The organism is Streptomyces sp. NPDC019224, assembly GCF_040632605.1.
Classification (GTDB): Bacteria; Actinomycetota; Actinomycetes; order Streptomycetales; family Streptomycetaceae; genus Streptomyces.
This window is the reverse complement of the sequence record NZ_JBEYCF010000032.1, coordinates 1-14,114: the sequence shown is the minus strand read 5'-3', so window position 1 is coordinate 14,114 and position 14,114 is coordinate 1. Positions and strand designations below refer to the sequence as shown.

Here is a 14,114-nt window from a genome sequence, read left to right as displayed (position 1 = left end):
CTCACCGGCGTGGCCCGCCAATCTCCTGCACTCGGCGGGAAACGCCACGGAATCCTTAACGCAATCCTTGCGCCACGTCCGCCGGAGCAGGGCCGCGGTGTGGTGCGGGCCACGTCGTCTTTGCCCCGGCCGTCCCGCGATGCGCACACTCGGATGAGGCGACGCGACCGGCGCCGCATAAGCTCGTGTCCGGGCGACGGGACACACCGTTGCCCCGTTGTTTGCCCGGCCAGCCGAGGAAAGAGTGTGAGCAGGGTGTTTTCGCAGGTCAGCCGGACGATCAGGACTGCGAGGTAGGCGCAAGGTGCACATCGTCATCATGGGCTGCGGGCGAGTGGGAGCCGCTCTCGCGCAGACCCTGGAGCAGCAGGGGCACACGGTCGCCGTCATCGACCAGGACCCCACGGCGTTCCGGCGCCTCGGCTCCGGGTTCGGCGGCCGTCGCGTCACCGGGGTCGGTTTCGACCAGGACACGCTGCGTGAGGCGGGGATCGAGGAGGCCGGCGCGTTCGCCGCGGTGAGCAGCGGCGACAACTCCAACATCATCGCGGCCCGGGTCGCGCGCGAGATGTTCGGCATCGAGAACGTCGCGGCCCGGATCTACGACCCTCGGCGCGCCGAGGTGTACCAGCGGCTGGGCATCCCGACGGTCGCGACCGTGCGCTGGACCGCGGACCAGATGCTGCGCCGGCTGCTGCCCTCGGGCGCGGAGCCGCTGTGGCGCGACCCGAGCGGCGGGGTGCAGCTGGCGGAGGTGCACACCACTCCGTCCTGGATCGGGCACAAGATCAGCACGCTCCAGGAGGAGACGGGCGTGCGCGTCGCGTTCCTCACCCGGCTGGGCGAGGCCATACTGCCGTCGTCGCAGACGGTGCTGCAGGAGGGCGACCTCGTCCACGTGATGATGCGTACGGACGAGATCGCGAAGGTCGAGGCGGCCTTCGCCGAGGGCCCCGAGGAGGGCGGTCACTGATGCGTGTCGCGATTGCCGGGGCCGGTGCGGTGGGGCGTTCCATCGCGGGCGAGCTGCTGGAGAACGGGCACGAGGTGCTGCTCGTCGACAAGGCGCCGACCGCCATTTCGGTGGAGCGGGTGCCGATGGCCGAGTGGCTGCTGGCGGACGCCTGTGAGATCACGTCGCTGGACGAGGCGGCGCTGCAGCGCTGCAACGTCGTGATCGCGGCGACCGGTGACGACAAGGTGAACCTGGTCGTCTCGCTGCTGGCCAAGACCGAGTACGGCGTGCCGCGGGTCGTCGCCCGGGTGAACAACCCGAAGAACGAGTGGCTGTTCAACGAGTCGTGGGGCGTCGATGTGGCGGTCTCCACGCCGCGTCTGATGTCGGCGCTGGTCGAGGAGGCGGTGAGTGTCGGCGATCTGGTCCGGCTGCTGCGCTTCAGCCACGGCGACGCGAACCTGGTGGAGCTGACGCTGCCGCCGGAGTCGGCGCTGGCGGGGACCCAGGTCGGGGAGGTCGCCTGGCCGGAGGACACCTCGCTGGTGACGATCATCCGGGGGCAGCGCGTCCTGACGCCGAGCCCGGAGGAGAGCCTGGAGGCCGGGGACGAGCTGCTGTTCGTGGCCGCGCAGGCGCGCGAGGAGCAGCTGGAGGACCTGCTGTCGGTGCGCCGGGGCGATCCGGAGAAGTGAGCCGGGAAATACGAGAGGGGCCTGTTGCCGCCGGTGGCGGTGACAGGCCCCTTCTCGTAGCGCCGTTCAGAGTTCCTGGCCCCTGGCCGCCTCGGCGGCGGCCGCCTTGCGGGCCTTCTCGGCCTCTTCCTCGGCCTCCATCTCGGCGAAGACGTCGATGGGCGGTGGCGCCTTGGCGAGGAAGACCCAGGTGAGGTAGACCGCCAGCAGGAAGGGCGGGATCTTCAGGGCGACCAGCACCCAGCCCAGCTGGGTGGTGTCGGCCCACCAGTACAGCGGGAAGAGGATCGCGCACTTGGCGAGCAGGATCAGCCCCCAGGCGTAGCTGGCCTTGGTGTACGCCTTCTTGCGGCCGGGGTTACGGGTGCGCCAGGAGAGGTTCTCCTTGAACACCGGGCCCAGGATGAGGCCGATCAGCGGCAGGCCGGCGACGGCGGTGACCAGGTAGGCCAGGGCGAGGCCGAGGGTGTAGAGCATGCCCGGGAGGTAGAAGTCCTTGGCGTTGCCCGTCATCTTGGCGAAGACCACGCCGAAGGCCACACCGAAGACGCCGCTGAAGGCGTGCTTGACGGTGTCCTTGCGGATCAGCCGGACGGCCACGAGCGCCAGCGACACCGCCAGGGCCGCGACGGCGGAGTAGGTGAGGTTCTTGTCGATGGTGAAGATCGTGACGAAGAGCAGCCCGGGCAGGACCGTCTCCACCATGCCCCTCACACCGCCGAAGGCTTCGAAGAGCGCGGCCTCGGTGACCGCCCTGCTGTCGGCCTCCTGCTGGTCGGTCGTGCGGTCCGTGTCGGACGTCGGCTTGTCGAGAGACGTCACCGGCTACTCCTTGCCGAGCGGTCGGAGTTCGTATTTGGGGTTGAACAGCACCCGTCGGCCGTGGCTCATGGCGATCCGGCCGGAGGCGATGAGCTTGCGGCCCGGTTCTATGCCCACGATGGAGCGGCGGCCGAGCCAGACCACGTCGAGCGGCGCGGTGCCGTCGAAGAGCTCCGCCTCCAGGGCGGGCACTCCGGCGCGCGGCCGCAGGGTGACCGTCCGCAAGGTACCAGTGACCTTCACGATCTGGCGGTCGGTGCATTCGGAGATCCGGGTGCAGCCCGAAGCCTGCGAGTCCTCCGCCAGCTCCTCGCACTCCAGGTCCTCCTGGGAGCTGGAAAGCCGGTCGAGCATCCGCCGGAAGCGCCCGGACGGCCGCTCGCCCCTGTGGGGCTTCTCGGATCGAGGAACAGCACTCATACCCGAAGGGTACCGGTCCTGCGAGGTCATGGCGGGTGGCCGCCGTCTCACTCGAACGGAGGACGCGAACGCGCCGGGCGCGCCGGTTTCAGGCGCGCTCGAAGCGGTAGCCCATGCCGGGTTCGGTGACGAAGTGGCGGGGGTGGGAGGGGTCCGCCTCCAGCTTGCGCCGCAGCTGGGCCATGTAGACGCGCAAGTAGTTGGTCTCGGTGCCGTACGAGGGCCCCCAGACCTCCTGGAGCAGCTGGCGCTGGCTGACGAGCCGGCCGCCGTTGCGGACCAGCACCTCCAGCAGGTGCCACTCGGTGGGCGTGAGCCGTACGTCGCGGCCCTCGCGCTGGACCTTCTTCGCGGCGAGGTCCACGGTGAAGCCCTCGGTCTCCACGACGACGACCTGGTCGACGCCGTCCTGGCCGACCGGCTCGGCCCGGCGCACCGCGGCCCGCAGCCTGGCCAGCAGCTCGTCCATGCCGAACGGCTTGGTCACGTAGTCGTCGGCCCCCGCGTCCAGCGCCTCGACCTTCTCGTCGGAGGTGTGGCGGGCCGAGAGGACCAGGATCGGGACCCGGGTCCAGCCGCGCAGGCCCCTGATCACGTCGACGCCGTCCATATCGGGCAGTCCGAGGTCCAGGACGACGACGTCGGGGTGGCGGGCGGCGGCGAGCTGGAGGGCGGTGGCTCCGTCCGGTGCCGCGTCCACCTCGTACTTGCGCGCCTTCAGGTTGATCACGAGGGCGCGTACGATCTGCGGCTCGTCGTCGACCACAAGCACCCGGGTCATCGCGGTCCTGCCTTTCTGCTGGGCGTACGTCGGTGCGCGGAGGTCTCCGCGGTTCATGAGGTGACCCGCGCGGGCAGGCCGGGGGCGGCCGGGGCGTGGCCCGGGGCCGCTTCGAGGGTGAGGACCATGGTGAGGCCGCCGCCGGGGGTGTCCTCGGCGTCGAGCGTGCCGCCCATGGACTCGGCGAAGCCGCGGGCCACCGCGAGCCCGAGGCCGACCCCCGCGCCGCGCGGGGCGTCGCCGTAGCGCTGGAAGGGCTCGAAGATGCGCTCCTTGCCCTCGTCGGGAACGCCTCGGCCGCGGTCGGCGACGCGGAGTTCGACGCGGGTGCCGAGGGCGCTGGCCGCCACGGTGACGCGGTCGCCGTCGGGGCTGTACTTGACGGCGTTCTCGACGATGTTGGCGACGGCCCGCTCCAGGAGCCCGGGGTCGACGGCGACCATGGGCAGTGTTTCGGGGATGTCCAGGTCGACGCTGTCCTCGGGGACGCCGCCCAGGGCCATGGGCACCACCTCGTCGAGGTCGATCTCGCGGATGAGGGGGGTGACGGTGCCGGTCTGGAGGCGGGACATGTCCAGGAGGTTGCCGACGAGGTGGTCGAGGCGGTCGGCTCCGGCCTCGATGCCTTCGAGGAGTTCCGCCTCGTCGTCGTCGGACCAGGCGACGTCGTCGGAGCGCAGGGAGCTGACGGCGGCCTTGATCGCGGCGAGCGGGGTGCGCAGGTCGTGGCTGACGGCGGCCAGGAGCGCGGTCCTGATGCGGTTGCCCTCGGCGAGTCTGCGGGCCTCCTCGGCCTCGTCGACCAGGCGCTGGCGGTCCAGGACGACGGCGGCCTGGGCGGCGAACGCGCCGAGCACCCGGCGGTCCTCGGCGGGCAGCACCCGGCCGGACAGGGCCAGGGCCATGTGGTCGCCGACGGGCATGTCCACGTCGGCGTCCTCGGGCCGGGCGACCGGGGCGGGGCCCACGCTGCCGGCGCACGTCCAGGGGTCGACGTCGCTGCGCCGCTCCAGCAGGGCGACGGAGCCCATGGCGAAGGTCTCGCGGACCCGCTCCAGGAGTGCGGCGAGCGTGGTCTCGCCGCGCAGCACGCTGCCGGCCAGGAACGACAGGATCTCGGACTCCGCGCGCAGCCGGGCGGCCTGATGGGTGCGGCGGGCGGCGAGGTCCACCACGGAGGCCACCGCGACCGCCACCGCGAAGAAGATCACGATGGCGACGAAGTTCTCGGGGTCCTGGACGGTGAGGGTGTGGGTGGGCGGGGTGAACCAGTAGTTCAGGAGCAGGGAACCCGCGGCGGCCGACGCGAGGGCGGGCCGCAGCCCGCCGAGCAGGGCCGCGCCGACGGTCAGGAAGAGGAAGAGCAGGACGTCGTTGGCGAGTCCGGGGCCGTTCTCCAGGCCCTTGAGGAGCAGCGAGAGGAGCACCGGTCCGCCGACGCCGACGACCCAGCCCCAGATGATGCGGGCCCGGCTGAGGCGGGCGCCGCGGGCGATGGGCAGGCCCCGGCCCTTGGCGACCTCGTCGTGGGTGACGATGTGGACGTCGAGGTCGGGTCCGGACTCGCGGGCGACGGTGGCGCCGACGCCGGGTCCGTAGATGTACTGCCAGGTCTTGCGGCGGCTGGAGCCGAGGACGATCTGCGTGGCGTTGACGCCCCGGGCGAACTCCAGGAGCGCGGAGGGTATGTCGTCGCCGATGACGTGGTGGAAGGTGCCGCCCAGGTCCTCGACGAGGGTGCGCTGGAGGGCCAGCTCCTTGGGCGAGGCCGAGGTCAGTCCGTCGCTGCGGGCGATGTAGACGGCGAGGATCTCGCTGCCGGATCCCTTGGCCGCCATCCGGGCGGCGCGGCGGATGAGCGTGCGGCCCTCGGGGCCTCCGGTGAGGCCGACGACGATGCGTTCGCGGGCCTGCCAGGTGGTGCGGATGTTGTGCTCGCCCCGGTACTGCTGGAGGTATTCGTCGACCCGGTCGGCGACCCAGAGGAGGGCCAGCTCGCGCAGGGCGGTGAGGTTGCCGGGGCGGAAGTAGTTGGAGAGGGAGGCGTCGATCCGGTCCGGTTTGTAGACGTTGCCGTGGGCCATGCGGCGGCGCAGGGCCTGGGGCGACATGTCGACCAGTTCGAGCTGGTCGGCGCGGCGGACGACCTCGTCGGGCACGGTCTCGCGCTGCCGTACGCCGGTTATGGACTCCACGACGTCGCCGAGGGACTCCAGGTGCTGGATGTTGACGGTGGAGACGACGTCGATGCCGGCCTGGAGGAGTTCCTCGACGTCCTGCCAGCGCTTGGCGTTGCGGGAGCCGGGCACGTTGGTGTGGGCCAGCTCGTCGACCAGGGCGACGGCCGGGGCGCGCTCCAGGACGGCGTCGACGTCCATCTCGGTGAACACGGCCTCGCGGTGCTCGACCTCATGGCGCGGGACGACTTCGAGGCCGTGCAGCATGGTCTCGGTGCGCGGGCGGTCGTGGTGCTCGACGAAGCCGATGACGCAGTCGGTACCGCGTTCGACGCGCCGGTGTGCCTCGGCGAGCATCGCGTACGTCTTGCCGACGCCGGGTGCCGCACCGAGGTAGATCCGAAGTTTGCCGCGCGCCATGGCCCCATTGTCTTCCGAAACCGGTGGCCGCCGCCGTGGGGGCCATGGTTCGAAAGTACCTGGTTAATTTCCGGCATATCGGGTGGGGGGTGGGGCGGCGGGGGGAATTGACGCAACTCTGATACGCCGTGCCGCCCGCCGGTCAGTGCTCGGTGATGTGCCCGTCGCTGAGTTCGAGGACCCGGTCGGCGAGGCCGAGCAGCTGGGCGTCATGGGTGGCGACGAGCGCGGTGACGCCCTCGCTGTGCACGACGGCGCGCAGCAGGTCCATCACCGCGAGTCCGGTCTCGGCGTCGAGCTGTCCGGTCGGCTCGTCGGCGATCAGCAGGGCGGGCCGGTTGGCGAGCGCGCGGGCGATGGCGACGCGCTGCTGCTGGCCGCCGGAGAGTTCGCCGGGGCGCTGGGCGGCGTGGTCGGCCAGGCCGACGAGGGAGAGCAGGAGGGATACCCGCTCCTCGCGCTCGCGCGGGTCGGCCTTGCGCAGCCGCAGGGGTACGCCGACGTTCTCCGCCGCCGTCAGGATCGGGATCAGGCCGAACGACTGGAAGATGAAGCCGACGCGGTCCCGGCGCAGTTCCAGGAGCCCGTTCTCGCCGAGCGTGGAGAGGTCGGTGCCGTCGACGGTGATCCGGCCGCTATCGGGGCTGTCGAGGCCGCCGACGAGGTTGAGCAGGGTCGTCTTGCCCGAGCCGGAGCGCCCCTTGAGGGCGACGAGTTCACCGCGCGGCACCTCGAAGGAGACGCCGCGCAGGGCGTGCACGGCCCCCGCGCCGGAGCCGTAGGAGCGGTGCAGGTCCTCGACGCGGACCATGGGGCCGTCGACGACGGCCGTACCGGTGCCCCCGCCGGTGCTGGTGGCGGCGGTGTTCTCGGTCATGGCGCTCCCCCGGGGGTCCTCGGTCCTGTCGGGCGCCAGTATGTGCGGGTGGCACGGGACCGGGCAATGCCCGGGTGCGGCCCCGGGCACTGCCCCGGCCTTTCAGCGTCCTTCGGTCACCAGCTGCCGCAGTGCGATGTCGAGCCGGAGGACGTCGACGGGCGGTTCCCCGATGAAGCCGGGGACGCGCCCTTCGGTGTGCCGCTCGACCTCCCTCACGGAAGGGGTACGGCCTTGGCGGCGCCTGTACGCCCCCGATACGCGCCCCGTACGCGCCGGTGCACGCGAAAGCCGGTGGGCCGCACCCCGGGAAGGGGGTACGGCCCACCGGCCGGTGTCCGCGGGTGCGGGTCAGCGCACCTCGGTGATCTCGGGACCGCGCTGGAGGCCGGCCATGCCGCCGGAGAACCTCGAGCCCTCCTGCTCCTCCTGCTGCACGCCCTCGGGAACCATCTGGGCGTCGTTGGGGAGCTTGAGGACGATCGGGTCGCGCGGGGCCATCGGGCCCTCGCCGCGGACGACCACGGTGTCCCGGAAGACCGTCTCCAGGAGCCCGGCGGCCTCCGGCTGCACGGCGCCCTGGCCGGAGATGACACCACGCAGGAACCAGCGCGGGCCGTCGACACCGACGAAGCGCACCAGCTGCACGCCGTTCGTCCCGTCGGGGAGCTGTACGGGGACCTGCGCGCGCAGCTCCCAGCCCAGCGGGCCCTCGACCTCGTCGATGACGCCGCCCTGCTGGGTGATGCCCGCGGCGATCTCCTCGCGGACCTCGCCCCAGATGCCCTCCTTCTTGGGGGCGGCGAAGGCCTGGAGCTGGATCGCGCTGTCGCGCATCACGACGGTGGCCGCGACGATCGCGTCGCCGGCGACCTCCACGCGCAGCTCCATGCCCTCGACGCCGGGCACGAAGATGCCGCCCAGGTCGACCCGGCCGTCGCCGGGCTGGGACACCTCGCTGACGTCCCACGGGCCGTCCGGGCGCGGCGCCGGCGGAAGGTTCGTCCGGCGGGCACCGCTCTCGGCGTCACCCTGCTCGTCGACGACCTGCTCGGCCTCGCGCGCCTCGTCCGCCGTGTCATCGGCGGCATCACTGTTCTTGCGACGTCCGAACACGTCACTGTCCTTCCCGGTCGGATTCGACCGAAGCGTAGCTCTTCCCGCCCTGGGGAACCCCGCCCCGGACGCCATCAACATCAACGGCGGCATGACCGCCGGTGGACCCGAAGCCCCCCTCGGCCCGCGCCGAGCCGGGAAGCTCCGACACCTCGTGGAAGCGCACCTTCTCGACCTGCTGCACGACCAGTTGGGCAATCCGGTCGAACCGCTCGAACCGCACGGACTCGCGCGGGTCGAGATTGATGACGATCACCTTGATCTCTCCACGGTACCCGGCATCGACCGTCCCGGGGGCATTCACCAGGGCGACTCCGCAGCGGGCGGCGAGACCGGACCGCGGGTGCACGAACGCGGCGTACCCGTCGGGCAGGGCGATCGAAACGCCGGTGGGCAGTACGGCCCGCTCCCCCGGTGCCAGCTCGGCGGCCTCGGTCGTCACGAGGTCGGCACCGGCGTCGCCGGGGTGGCCGTAGGCCGGGATGGGAACGTCCGGGTCGACCCGGCGGATCAGGACGTCGACGGGGTGGCGCATCAGGGGTTCACCTCGAAGGCGCGGACTCGCTTGACCTGGTCGGGGTCGGCCATCGCGGCCCGGATCTCGGCCGGCCGGCCGTTCTCGATGAAGTGGTCGACCTTGACCTCGATGAACAGGGCCTCGGCACGGACCGCCACGGGCCCGTCCGGGCCGCCGATCCGGCCGGTCGCCCGGGAGTAGAGCTTCCGCCCGTGCACGGCGGTGATCTCGGCGTCGAGGAACAGCACGGTGTCGACGGGGACGGGCCGCACGAAGTCGGTCTCCAGCCGTCCGGTCACCGCGATCACCCGCAGCAGCCAGTTCAGCGAGCCGAGCGTCTCGTCCAGCGCGGTGGCCAGCACCCCGCCGTGCGCCAGGCCCGGGGCGCCCTGGTGGGCGGCCTTCACGGTGAACTCGGCGGTCACCCGGACACCCTCCTCGGCCCGCGCCTGGAGGTGCAGCCCGTGAGGCTGTCCGGAGCCACAGCCGAAGCAGTGTTCGTAGTGCGCGCCGAGCAGCTCGCCGGGTGCCGGGGCATCGGGGTGCCGGACCGGTTTCACCGCCTCGGCCGGGGGCGTCAGGGCCGCAGATGTTCCACTCACAGGCGCAGACCTTACCCGCGCGGGTTCCCGCCGGTCGCGCCGTGCCAAGCTTGGAGCCATGCAGCCTTCCACCCCGCCCTTCGACGAACGCCTCACCGCCCCCCGTTCGTGGTGGCTGATCGCCGTCCTGCTCGGCATCGCGTGCGCCCTGATGCTGCTGCCGCTGGGCACCCTGCCGCTGCTCGGCGGCCTGGCCGGCGGCACGGCCCTGTCGGCCGTCGCGGTGAGCGCGTACGGCTCCGCCCGCATCCGGGTGGTGGCGGGGGCGCTGGTCGCCGGGGACGCGCGGATTCCGCTCTCGGCGCTCGGTGAGGCCGAGGTGCTGGACGCGGAGGAGGCGCGCGCCTGGCGCACGTACAAGGCGGACACGCGGGCCTTCATGCTGCTGCGCAGCTATATCCCGACGGCGGTGCGGGTGGAGGTCACCGACCCCGCGGACCCGACCCCTTACGTCTATCTGTCGACGCGCGACCCGCAGGCACTGGTGGCCGCCCTGAAGGCGGCGGTCCGGGCCTGAGGGCCGCGGCACTAGCTCTTCCGGTCCGGGGGGTCGTGGGGCGGTTCCGGCTGTTCCAGCGGAGGCAGCTCGGTGAGGCGGTCCCAGGGGACCTGCTTCTCGCGCAGGTCCTTCCTGACCCGTTCGGCGAGCTTCCTGGTGTCGCGCCGGTTCATGGTCGCGCCGACCGCGGCACCGATCATGAACGGGATCAGGTTCGGCAGGTTGCGCACGGTGCGCTTCATGATCTGTTGGCGCAGCTCGCGCTTCATCCGGCCGCTCAGCGCCGCGTCGACCGCGGCCGGGCGGGTGACCTCGATGCCGCGTTCCTCGGTCCAGGCGGTGAGGTAGGCGGTGGAGCGCCGGCCGATGCCGCCCGGGGGACGGCGTCCGTAGACCTCGTGCAGCTCGGCGACGAGCTTCATCTCGATCGCGGCGACGCCGGTGACCTCGGCGGCCAGCTCGGCGAACATCGCGGGCGGCACGGGCATCATGGCCGCCGCGCCGATTCCGGCGCCGACGGTCGCGGTCGCACGGGCGGCCCCCGCGACGAGCCGGTCGGCGATCTCCTCCGGCCCGAGACCGGGAAAGTGCTTGCGCAGGGTGGCGAGGTCGCGCACAGGGACGCGGGGAGCGACATAAATGATCAGGTCGGCGATATGACCGATCGCCGCCTTGGCGCTCTCCCCGCCCTTGCGTACGCCCCGTTTCACTGAATCCAGACGGCCTGCCCCGGTCACGGGCTCCGTCCTGCCGACTTCTCCGGCCCTGTCGGCCGCGTCGGCAGAGGCAGCCGCGCGGGCTGCCTCAACAGCCACTCCGGCTGCTTCGAGCGAGGCCTGCAGGCCCCGCTCGTCGTCCTGTCCATCGGGCGAAGGCGACAGGGCGGACCGCTCGGCAGGCGCCTGGGCGCCTTCTGCCGGTCCTGTACCGCCCTGGTGCGCCTCGGACGACTTCCTGCCCCAGGGGCGCCGCTTGCGGAACGGTGTGTTCCCTGCCACGGCCGACCGGACCTCAGTCGCAGTCGCGGCAGATCGGCTGGCCGTTCTTCTCGCGGGCCAGCTGGCTGCGGTGGTGCACGAGGAAGCAGCTCATGCAGGTGAACTCATCGGCCTGCTTGGGCAGGACCCGTACGGCCAGCTCCTCGTTGGACAGGTCTGCGCCGGGCAGCTCCAGTCCCTCTGCCGCGTCGAACTCGTCGACGTCGACGGCGGACGCCGTCTTGTCGCTCCGGCGCGCCTTCAGCTCTTCAAGGCTGTCCTGATCGACGTCGTCGTCGGTCTTGCGTGGGGTGTCGTAATCCGTTGCCATGTCGCTCTCCCCCTCTGGGTGTCTGCGGTGTCTCAGCGCTCGTAACGCGTGAGAGGCCGGACTTGTGCCCGACCTGAGGCGGAGATTTTGCCTCACATCAAGGTCTGTTACTCAATCGACACCCAAAAGGACCGCTCGAGAGTGATCGGCTTGGGTGGCGATGGGGACCGTACACGGTCCCGGTGGCACCCTCCGCAGGCGCCACCCCGTGTACTTCCCGTGATGTCCACCCCCGGAAACCCGGCGTTTCGCCGGTTTTCCGGGGAGTTCCCTGGTCACGGAGCGTGGACAGGGAGATATTCGCTCCTGTGATCGATCACACACGGTCCCTTCGGGATCAGGTCCCGAAAATTCCGCTCAAAGCGAACAAAAAATAATCGGCGCACGAATCCTTCGTCCCGCTTATCAGACGGGCAATGAGACGCGCATCACAAGACCACCGCCTTCGCGGGGCTCGGCGATGATACGGCCGCCATGGGCTCGGGCGACGGACCGTGCGATCGACAGACCGAGCCCGACACCCTTGTCGCTGCCCGTCCGCTCCGTACGCAGCCGCCTGAACGGCTCGAAGAGGTTGTCGATCTCGTAGGCGGGCACGACCGGGCCGGTGTTCGAGACGAGGAGCATCGCCTGGCCCGGCAGCAGCTCCGTGCTCACCTCCACCCAGCCGTCCTCCGGCACGTTGTAGCGGACGGCGTTCTGTACGAGGTTGAGCGCGATGCGCTCCAGCAGCACGCCGTTGCCCTGGACGACGGCCGGGGCGAGCGCGGCGCGCATCTCCACGCCCTTCGCCTCGGCCTCGCCGCGGGCCTGGTCCAGCGCCCGGGAGGCCACCTCGGCCAGATCGACGGGCTTGCGCTCGACGATCTGGTTGTCGCTGCGGGCCAGCAGCAGCAGGCCCTCCACGAGCTGCTCACTGCGTTCGTTGGTGGCCAGCAGCGTCTTGCCCAGCTGCTGGAGCTCGGGCGGCGCCTCCGGGTCGGAGAGGTGGACCTCCAGCAGCGTGCGGTTGATGGCGAGCGGCGTACGCAGCTCGTGCGACGCGTTGCCGACGAACCGCTGCTGCGCGGTGAAGGCCCGCTCCAGCCGGTCCAGCATGTCGTCGAAGGTGTCCGCCAGCTCCTTCAGCTCGTCGTCGGGCCCGTCCAGCTCGATGCGACGGGCCAGGTCCGTCCCGGCGACGGTGCGGGCGATGCGGGTGATCCGGCCCAGCGGCGAGAGCACCCGCCCGGCCATGGCGTAGCCGAAGGCGAAGGCGATGACACTGAGGCCCACCAGGGCCAGCAGCGACCGGTTGAGGAGCGTGTCGAGCGCCTCCTGGCGCTGATGGTTGACACAGGCGTTCACCGCGGCGTTGAAGTCGTCCGCGGGCGCGTTCTCGGGCAGGTTGCAGACCTCACTGGTCACCTTGCCGCTGACGATCTTGAACGGCAGCTCGCTGCCCACGTGCAGGGCCTGGGCGGCCAGCATGTAGATGATCGAGAGCAGCAGGATGCCCGCGATCAGGAACATGCCGCCGTACAGCAGCGTGAGCCGTATCCGGATCGTCGGGCGCAGCCAGGGGTACGGAGGCTCCTGCTGCTTGGGGTCCCAGGTGGGTTTGGGAGGCGCCGATGCGGGCGGCGGGACGGGGGGCACCGGCATCAGATCCGGTAGCCGGAGCCGGGCACGGTGACGATCACCGGGGGCTCGCCGAGTTTGCGACGCAGGGTCATGACGGTCACCCGGACCACGTTGGTGAACGGGTCGGTGTTCTCGTCCCAGGCCTTCTCCAGCAGCTGCTCGGCCGAGACGACGGCGCCCTCGCTGCGCATCAAAACCTCCAGGACGGCGAACTCCTTGGGCGCGAGCTGGACCTCCTGGTCGCCCCGGAACACCTCGCGGCGGTTGGGGTCGAGCTTGATCCCGGCCCGCTCCAGGACGGGCGGCAGGGCGACGGTCGTACGCCGGCCGAGGGCCCGTACCCGGGCGGTCAGCTCGCTGAACGCGAAGGGCTTGGGCAGATAGTCGTCCGCACCGAGCTCCAGACCCTCCACCCGGTCGCTGACGTCCCCGGAGGCGGTGAGCATCAGGACCCGGGTCGGCATGCCCAGCTCGACGATCCGGCGGCACACGTCGTCGCCGTGGACCAGGGGGAGGTCGCGGTCGAGCACCACGACGTCGTAGTCGTTGACCTCGATGCGCTCCACGGCCGCGGCTCCGTCGTACACGACATCGACGGCCATGGCCTCGCGGCGCAATCCGGTGGCCACCGCATCGGCGAGCAGCTGCTCGTCCTCCACGACGAGTACGCGCACGGCGCTTCCTTCCTTAGAACCTTCGCAAGTGATCTTCGCCACGGGGCCGCGGGGCGTCCGGAACGGCCCGGCCGCCCGCGCCGCGGGCATGCCCCGGCACACCCCGTGCGGCTCCATCCTGCCCGTATCGCGTATAAACCGGCGGTAAGACGGTACGGTCCGACCTGCGGCTTCGAGGAAGCGACGGGATTTTTGGGCCAGTTGAGGTTTCTCTGAGGTTCGGGCGGGGGAGGACGCATTCACACCCGCGATCACGTCTTCCCATGTGGCGTTGTCACAGGCCCCTCCGTTCCCCCGGAGAGTGCGTGATCACCCGCCCTACCGCTTCGGCGGAGGGAAACCCGGGCACACCCCCGTGCCACCGACCCACGATGAGGGGGCGCTTCATGGACGCTTTCACCGCAGGTCTGCTGCAACGCATCAAGACCACCGAGGACGATCTCACGAAGGCCCGCGAAACGGGCGACGACTTCCTCGCGGACGTCGAGCAGAGCGAGCTCGACGACCTTCATCGCCTCGCCGCCGAGCACGGCGTCGCCACCCAGGCACAGGACGACCGGCTCACCGACTCCGAGCTGCTCTCCACCTGCTTCGTCCTGATCACCGCGGGCGACGAGACCACCACGCA

Annotated in this window: 16 protein-coding genes and 1 pseudogene; 4 read left to right on the top strand and 13 right to left on the bottom strand. The window is 71.2% G+C overall.

From position 1 onward, the window contains the following. The first annotated feature begins 304 nt into the window (after window positions 1-304). Together ABZ564_RS20690 and ABZ564_RS20685 are read left to right on the top strand one after the other, a co-directional pair. Window positions 305-973, top strand: coding sequence for a TrkA family potassium uptake protein (locus ABZ564_RS20690; protein ID WP_026242838.1), 669 nt, complete (start codon window positions 305-307; stop codon window positions 971-973). After that, entirely contained in the window at window positions 973-1,650 is a 678-nt protein-coding gene (locus ABZ564_RS20685; RefSeq protein WP_360858278.1) for a TrkA family potassium uptake protein, read from the top strand. Before ABZ564_RS20690 ends, ABZ564_RS20685 begins: the two co-directional genes overlap by 1 nt. A gap of 66 nt (window positions 1,651-1,716) precedes the next feature. Here ABZ564_RS20685 and ABZ564_RS20680 read toward each other — a convergent pair whose 3' ends face one another. The 9 genes and pseudogenes from ABZ564_RS20680 to ABZ564_RS20640 form a co-directional block, all read right to left on the bottom strand. After that, window positions 1,717-2,472 (bottom strand): DUF3159 domain-containing protein, encoded by a 756-nt coding sequence (locus tag ABZ564_RS20680; protein WP_360858275.1) that lies wholly within the window; start codon window positions 2,470-2,472, stop codon window positions 1,717-1,719. A 3-nt stretch (window positions 2,473-2,475) separates the two neighbouring features. Then, window positions 2,476-2,892: an OB-fold nucleic acid binding domain-containing protein gene (locus ABZ564_RS20675; protein WP_360858272.1), complete on the bottom strand. Its 417-nt coding sequence runs from the start codon at window positions 2,890-2,892 to the stop codon at window positions 2,476-2,478. Window positions 2,893-2,980: 88 nt separating this feature from the next. Then, the gene (locus ABZ564_RS20670; protein ID WP_360858401.1) at window positions 2,981-3,673 is read right to left on the bottom strand and encodes a response regulator; all 693 of its coding nucleotides are present in this window, start codon (window positions 3,671-3,673) and stop codon (window positions 2,981-2,983) included. Between the two features lie 53 nt (window positions 3,674-3,726). Continuing rightward, a complete protein-coding gene (locus tag ABZ564_RS20665) occupies window positions 3,727-6,270 on the bottom strand; it encodes an ATP-binding protein (protein ID WP_360858269.1) in 2,544 nt (847 codons plus the stop codon). A 142-nt stretch (window positions 6,271-6,412) separates the two neighbouring features. Further along, window positions 6,413-7,147: an ABC transporter ATP-binding protein gene (locus ABZ564_RS20660; RefSeq protein ID WP_360858267.1), complete on the bottom strand. Its 735-nt coding sequence runs from the start codon at window positions 7,145-7,147 to the stop codon at window positions 6,413-6,415. A 102-nt stretch (window positions 7,148-7,249) separates the two neighbouring features. Then, window positions 7,250-7,357: pseudogene (locus tag ABZ564_RS20655) on the bottom strand (potassium-transporting ATPase subunit C); the annotation flags it as partial. A gap of 141 nt (window positions 7,358-7,498) precedes the next feature. After that, entirely contained in the window at window positions 7,499-8,263 is a 765-nt protein-coding gene (locus tag ABZ564_RS20650) for a DUF3710 domain-containing protein (RefSeq protein WP_360858265.1), read from the bottom strand. Window position 8,264: 1 nt separating this feature from the next. Next, the gene (dut, locus tag ABZ564_RS20645) at window positions 8,265-8,798 is read right to left on the bottom strand and encodes a dUTP diphosphatase (RefSeq protein ID WP_360858262.1); all 534 of its coding nucleotides are present in this window, start codon (window positions 8,796-8,798) and stop codon (window positions 8,265-8,267) included. Then, window positions 8,798-9,382 carry a PaaI family thioesterase gene (locus ABZ564_RS20640; protein ID WP_360858259.1) on the bottom strand — a complete coding sequence of 195 codons (585 nt, stop codon included), beginning with the start codon at window positions 9,380-9,382 and terminating at the stop codon, window positions 8,798-8,800. The genes dut and ABZ564_RS20640 overlap by 1 nt, the downstream gene beginning before the upstream one ends. Before the next feature lie 58 nt (window positions 9,383-9,440). On the opposite strand from ABZ564_RS20640, the gene ABZ564_RS20635 reads away from it, so the two are divergent. Beyond that, window positions 9,441-9,899, top strand: a complete 459-nt coding sequence (locus ABZ564_RS20635) for a DUF3093 domain-containing protein (RefSeq protein ID WP_360858256.1) — start codon at window positions 9,441-9,443, stop codon at window positions 9,897-9,899. Window positions 9,900-9,910: 11 nt separating this feature from the next. Here the strand turns inward: ABZ564_RS20635 and ABZ564_RS20630 are convergent, their stop codons facing one another. The 4 genes from ABZ564_RS20630 to ABZ564_RS20615 all read right to left on the bottom strand — a co-directional run bounded on the left by ABZ564_RS20630 (window position 9,911) and on the right by ABZ564_RS20615 (window position 13,486). Beyond that, window positions 9,911-10,879: a hypothetical protein gene (locus tag ABZ564_RS20630; RefSeq protein ID WP_360858253.1), complete on the bottom strand. Its 969-nt coding sequence runs from the start codon at window positions 10,877-10,879 to the stop codon at window positions 9,911-9,913. Window positions 10,880-10,892: 13 nt separating this feature from the next. Next, window positions 10,893-11,189, bottom strand: coding sequence for a DUF4193 domain-containing protein (locus ABZ564_RS20625; RefSeq protein ID WP_003965732.1), 297 nt, complete (start codon window positions 11,187-11,189; stop codon window positions 10,893-10,895). Between the two features lie 405 nt (window positions 11,190-11,594). Beyond that, window positions 11,595-12,833 (bottom strand): ATP-binding protein, encoded by a 1,239-nt coding sequence (locus ABZ564_RS20620; RefSeq protein WP_360858250.1) that lies wholly within the window; start codon window positions 12,831-12,833, stop codon window positions 11,595-11,597. Beyond that, complete coding sequence (locus ABZ564_RS20615) at window positions 12,833-13,486, bottom strand: response regulator transcription factor (RefSeq protein WP_018520588.1); 654 nt, start codon at window positions 13,484-13,486, stop codon at window positions 12,833-12,835. The genes ABZ564_RS20620 and ABZ564_RS20615 overlap by 1 nt, the downstream gene beginning before the upstream one ends. Window positions 13,487-13,872: 386 nt before the next feature. Here ABZ564_RS20615 and ABZ564_RS20610 point away from each other — a divergent pair. Beyond that, the coding region (locus ABZ564_RS20610) for a hypothetical protein (RefSeq protein WP_360858412.1) at window positions 13,873-14,114 on the top strand (242 nt) is incomplete at its 3' end.

Excerpts from the sequence above, each read along its gene's own strand:
- ABZ564_RS20660 (WP_360858267.1), bottom strand. The coding sequence starts at position 7,147 with ATGACCGAGAACACCGCCGCCACCAGCACCGGCGGGGGCACCGGTACG.
- ABZ564_RS20685 (WP_360858278.1), top strand. The coding sequence starts at position 973 with ATGCGTGTCGCGATTGCCGGGGCCGGTGCGGTGGGGCGTTCCATCGCG.
- ABZ564_RS20675 (WP_360858272.1), bottom strand. The coding sequence starts at position 2,892 with ATGAGTGCTGTTCCTCGATCCGAGAAGCCCCACAGGGGCGAGCGGCCG.
- ABZ564_RS20635 (WP_360858256.1), top strand. The coding sequence starts at position 9,441 with ATGCAGCCTTCCACCCCGCCCTTCGACGAACGCCTCACCGCCCCCCGT.
- ABZ564_RS20670 (WP_360858401.1), bottom strand. The coding sequence starts at position 3,673 with ATGACCCGGGTGCTTGTGGTCGACGACGAGCCGCAGATCGTACGCGCC.
- ABZ564_RS20620 (WP_360858250.1), bottom strand. The coding sequence starts at position 12,833 with ATGCCGGTGCCCCCCGTCCCGCCGCCCGCATCGGCGCCTCCCAAACCC.
- ABZ564_RS20665 (WP_360858269.1), bottom strand. The coding sequence starts at position 6,270 with ATGGCGCGCGGCAAACTTCGGATCTACCTCGGTGCGGCACCCGGCGTC.
- dut (WP_360858262.1), bottom strand. The coding sequence starts at position 8,798 with ATGCGCCACCCCGTCGACGTCCTGATCCGCCGGGTCGACCCGGACGTT.
- ABZ564_RS20625 (WP_003965732.1), bottom strand. The coding sequence starts at position 11,189 with ATGGCAACGGATTACGACACCCCACGCAAGACCGACGACGACGTCGAT.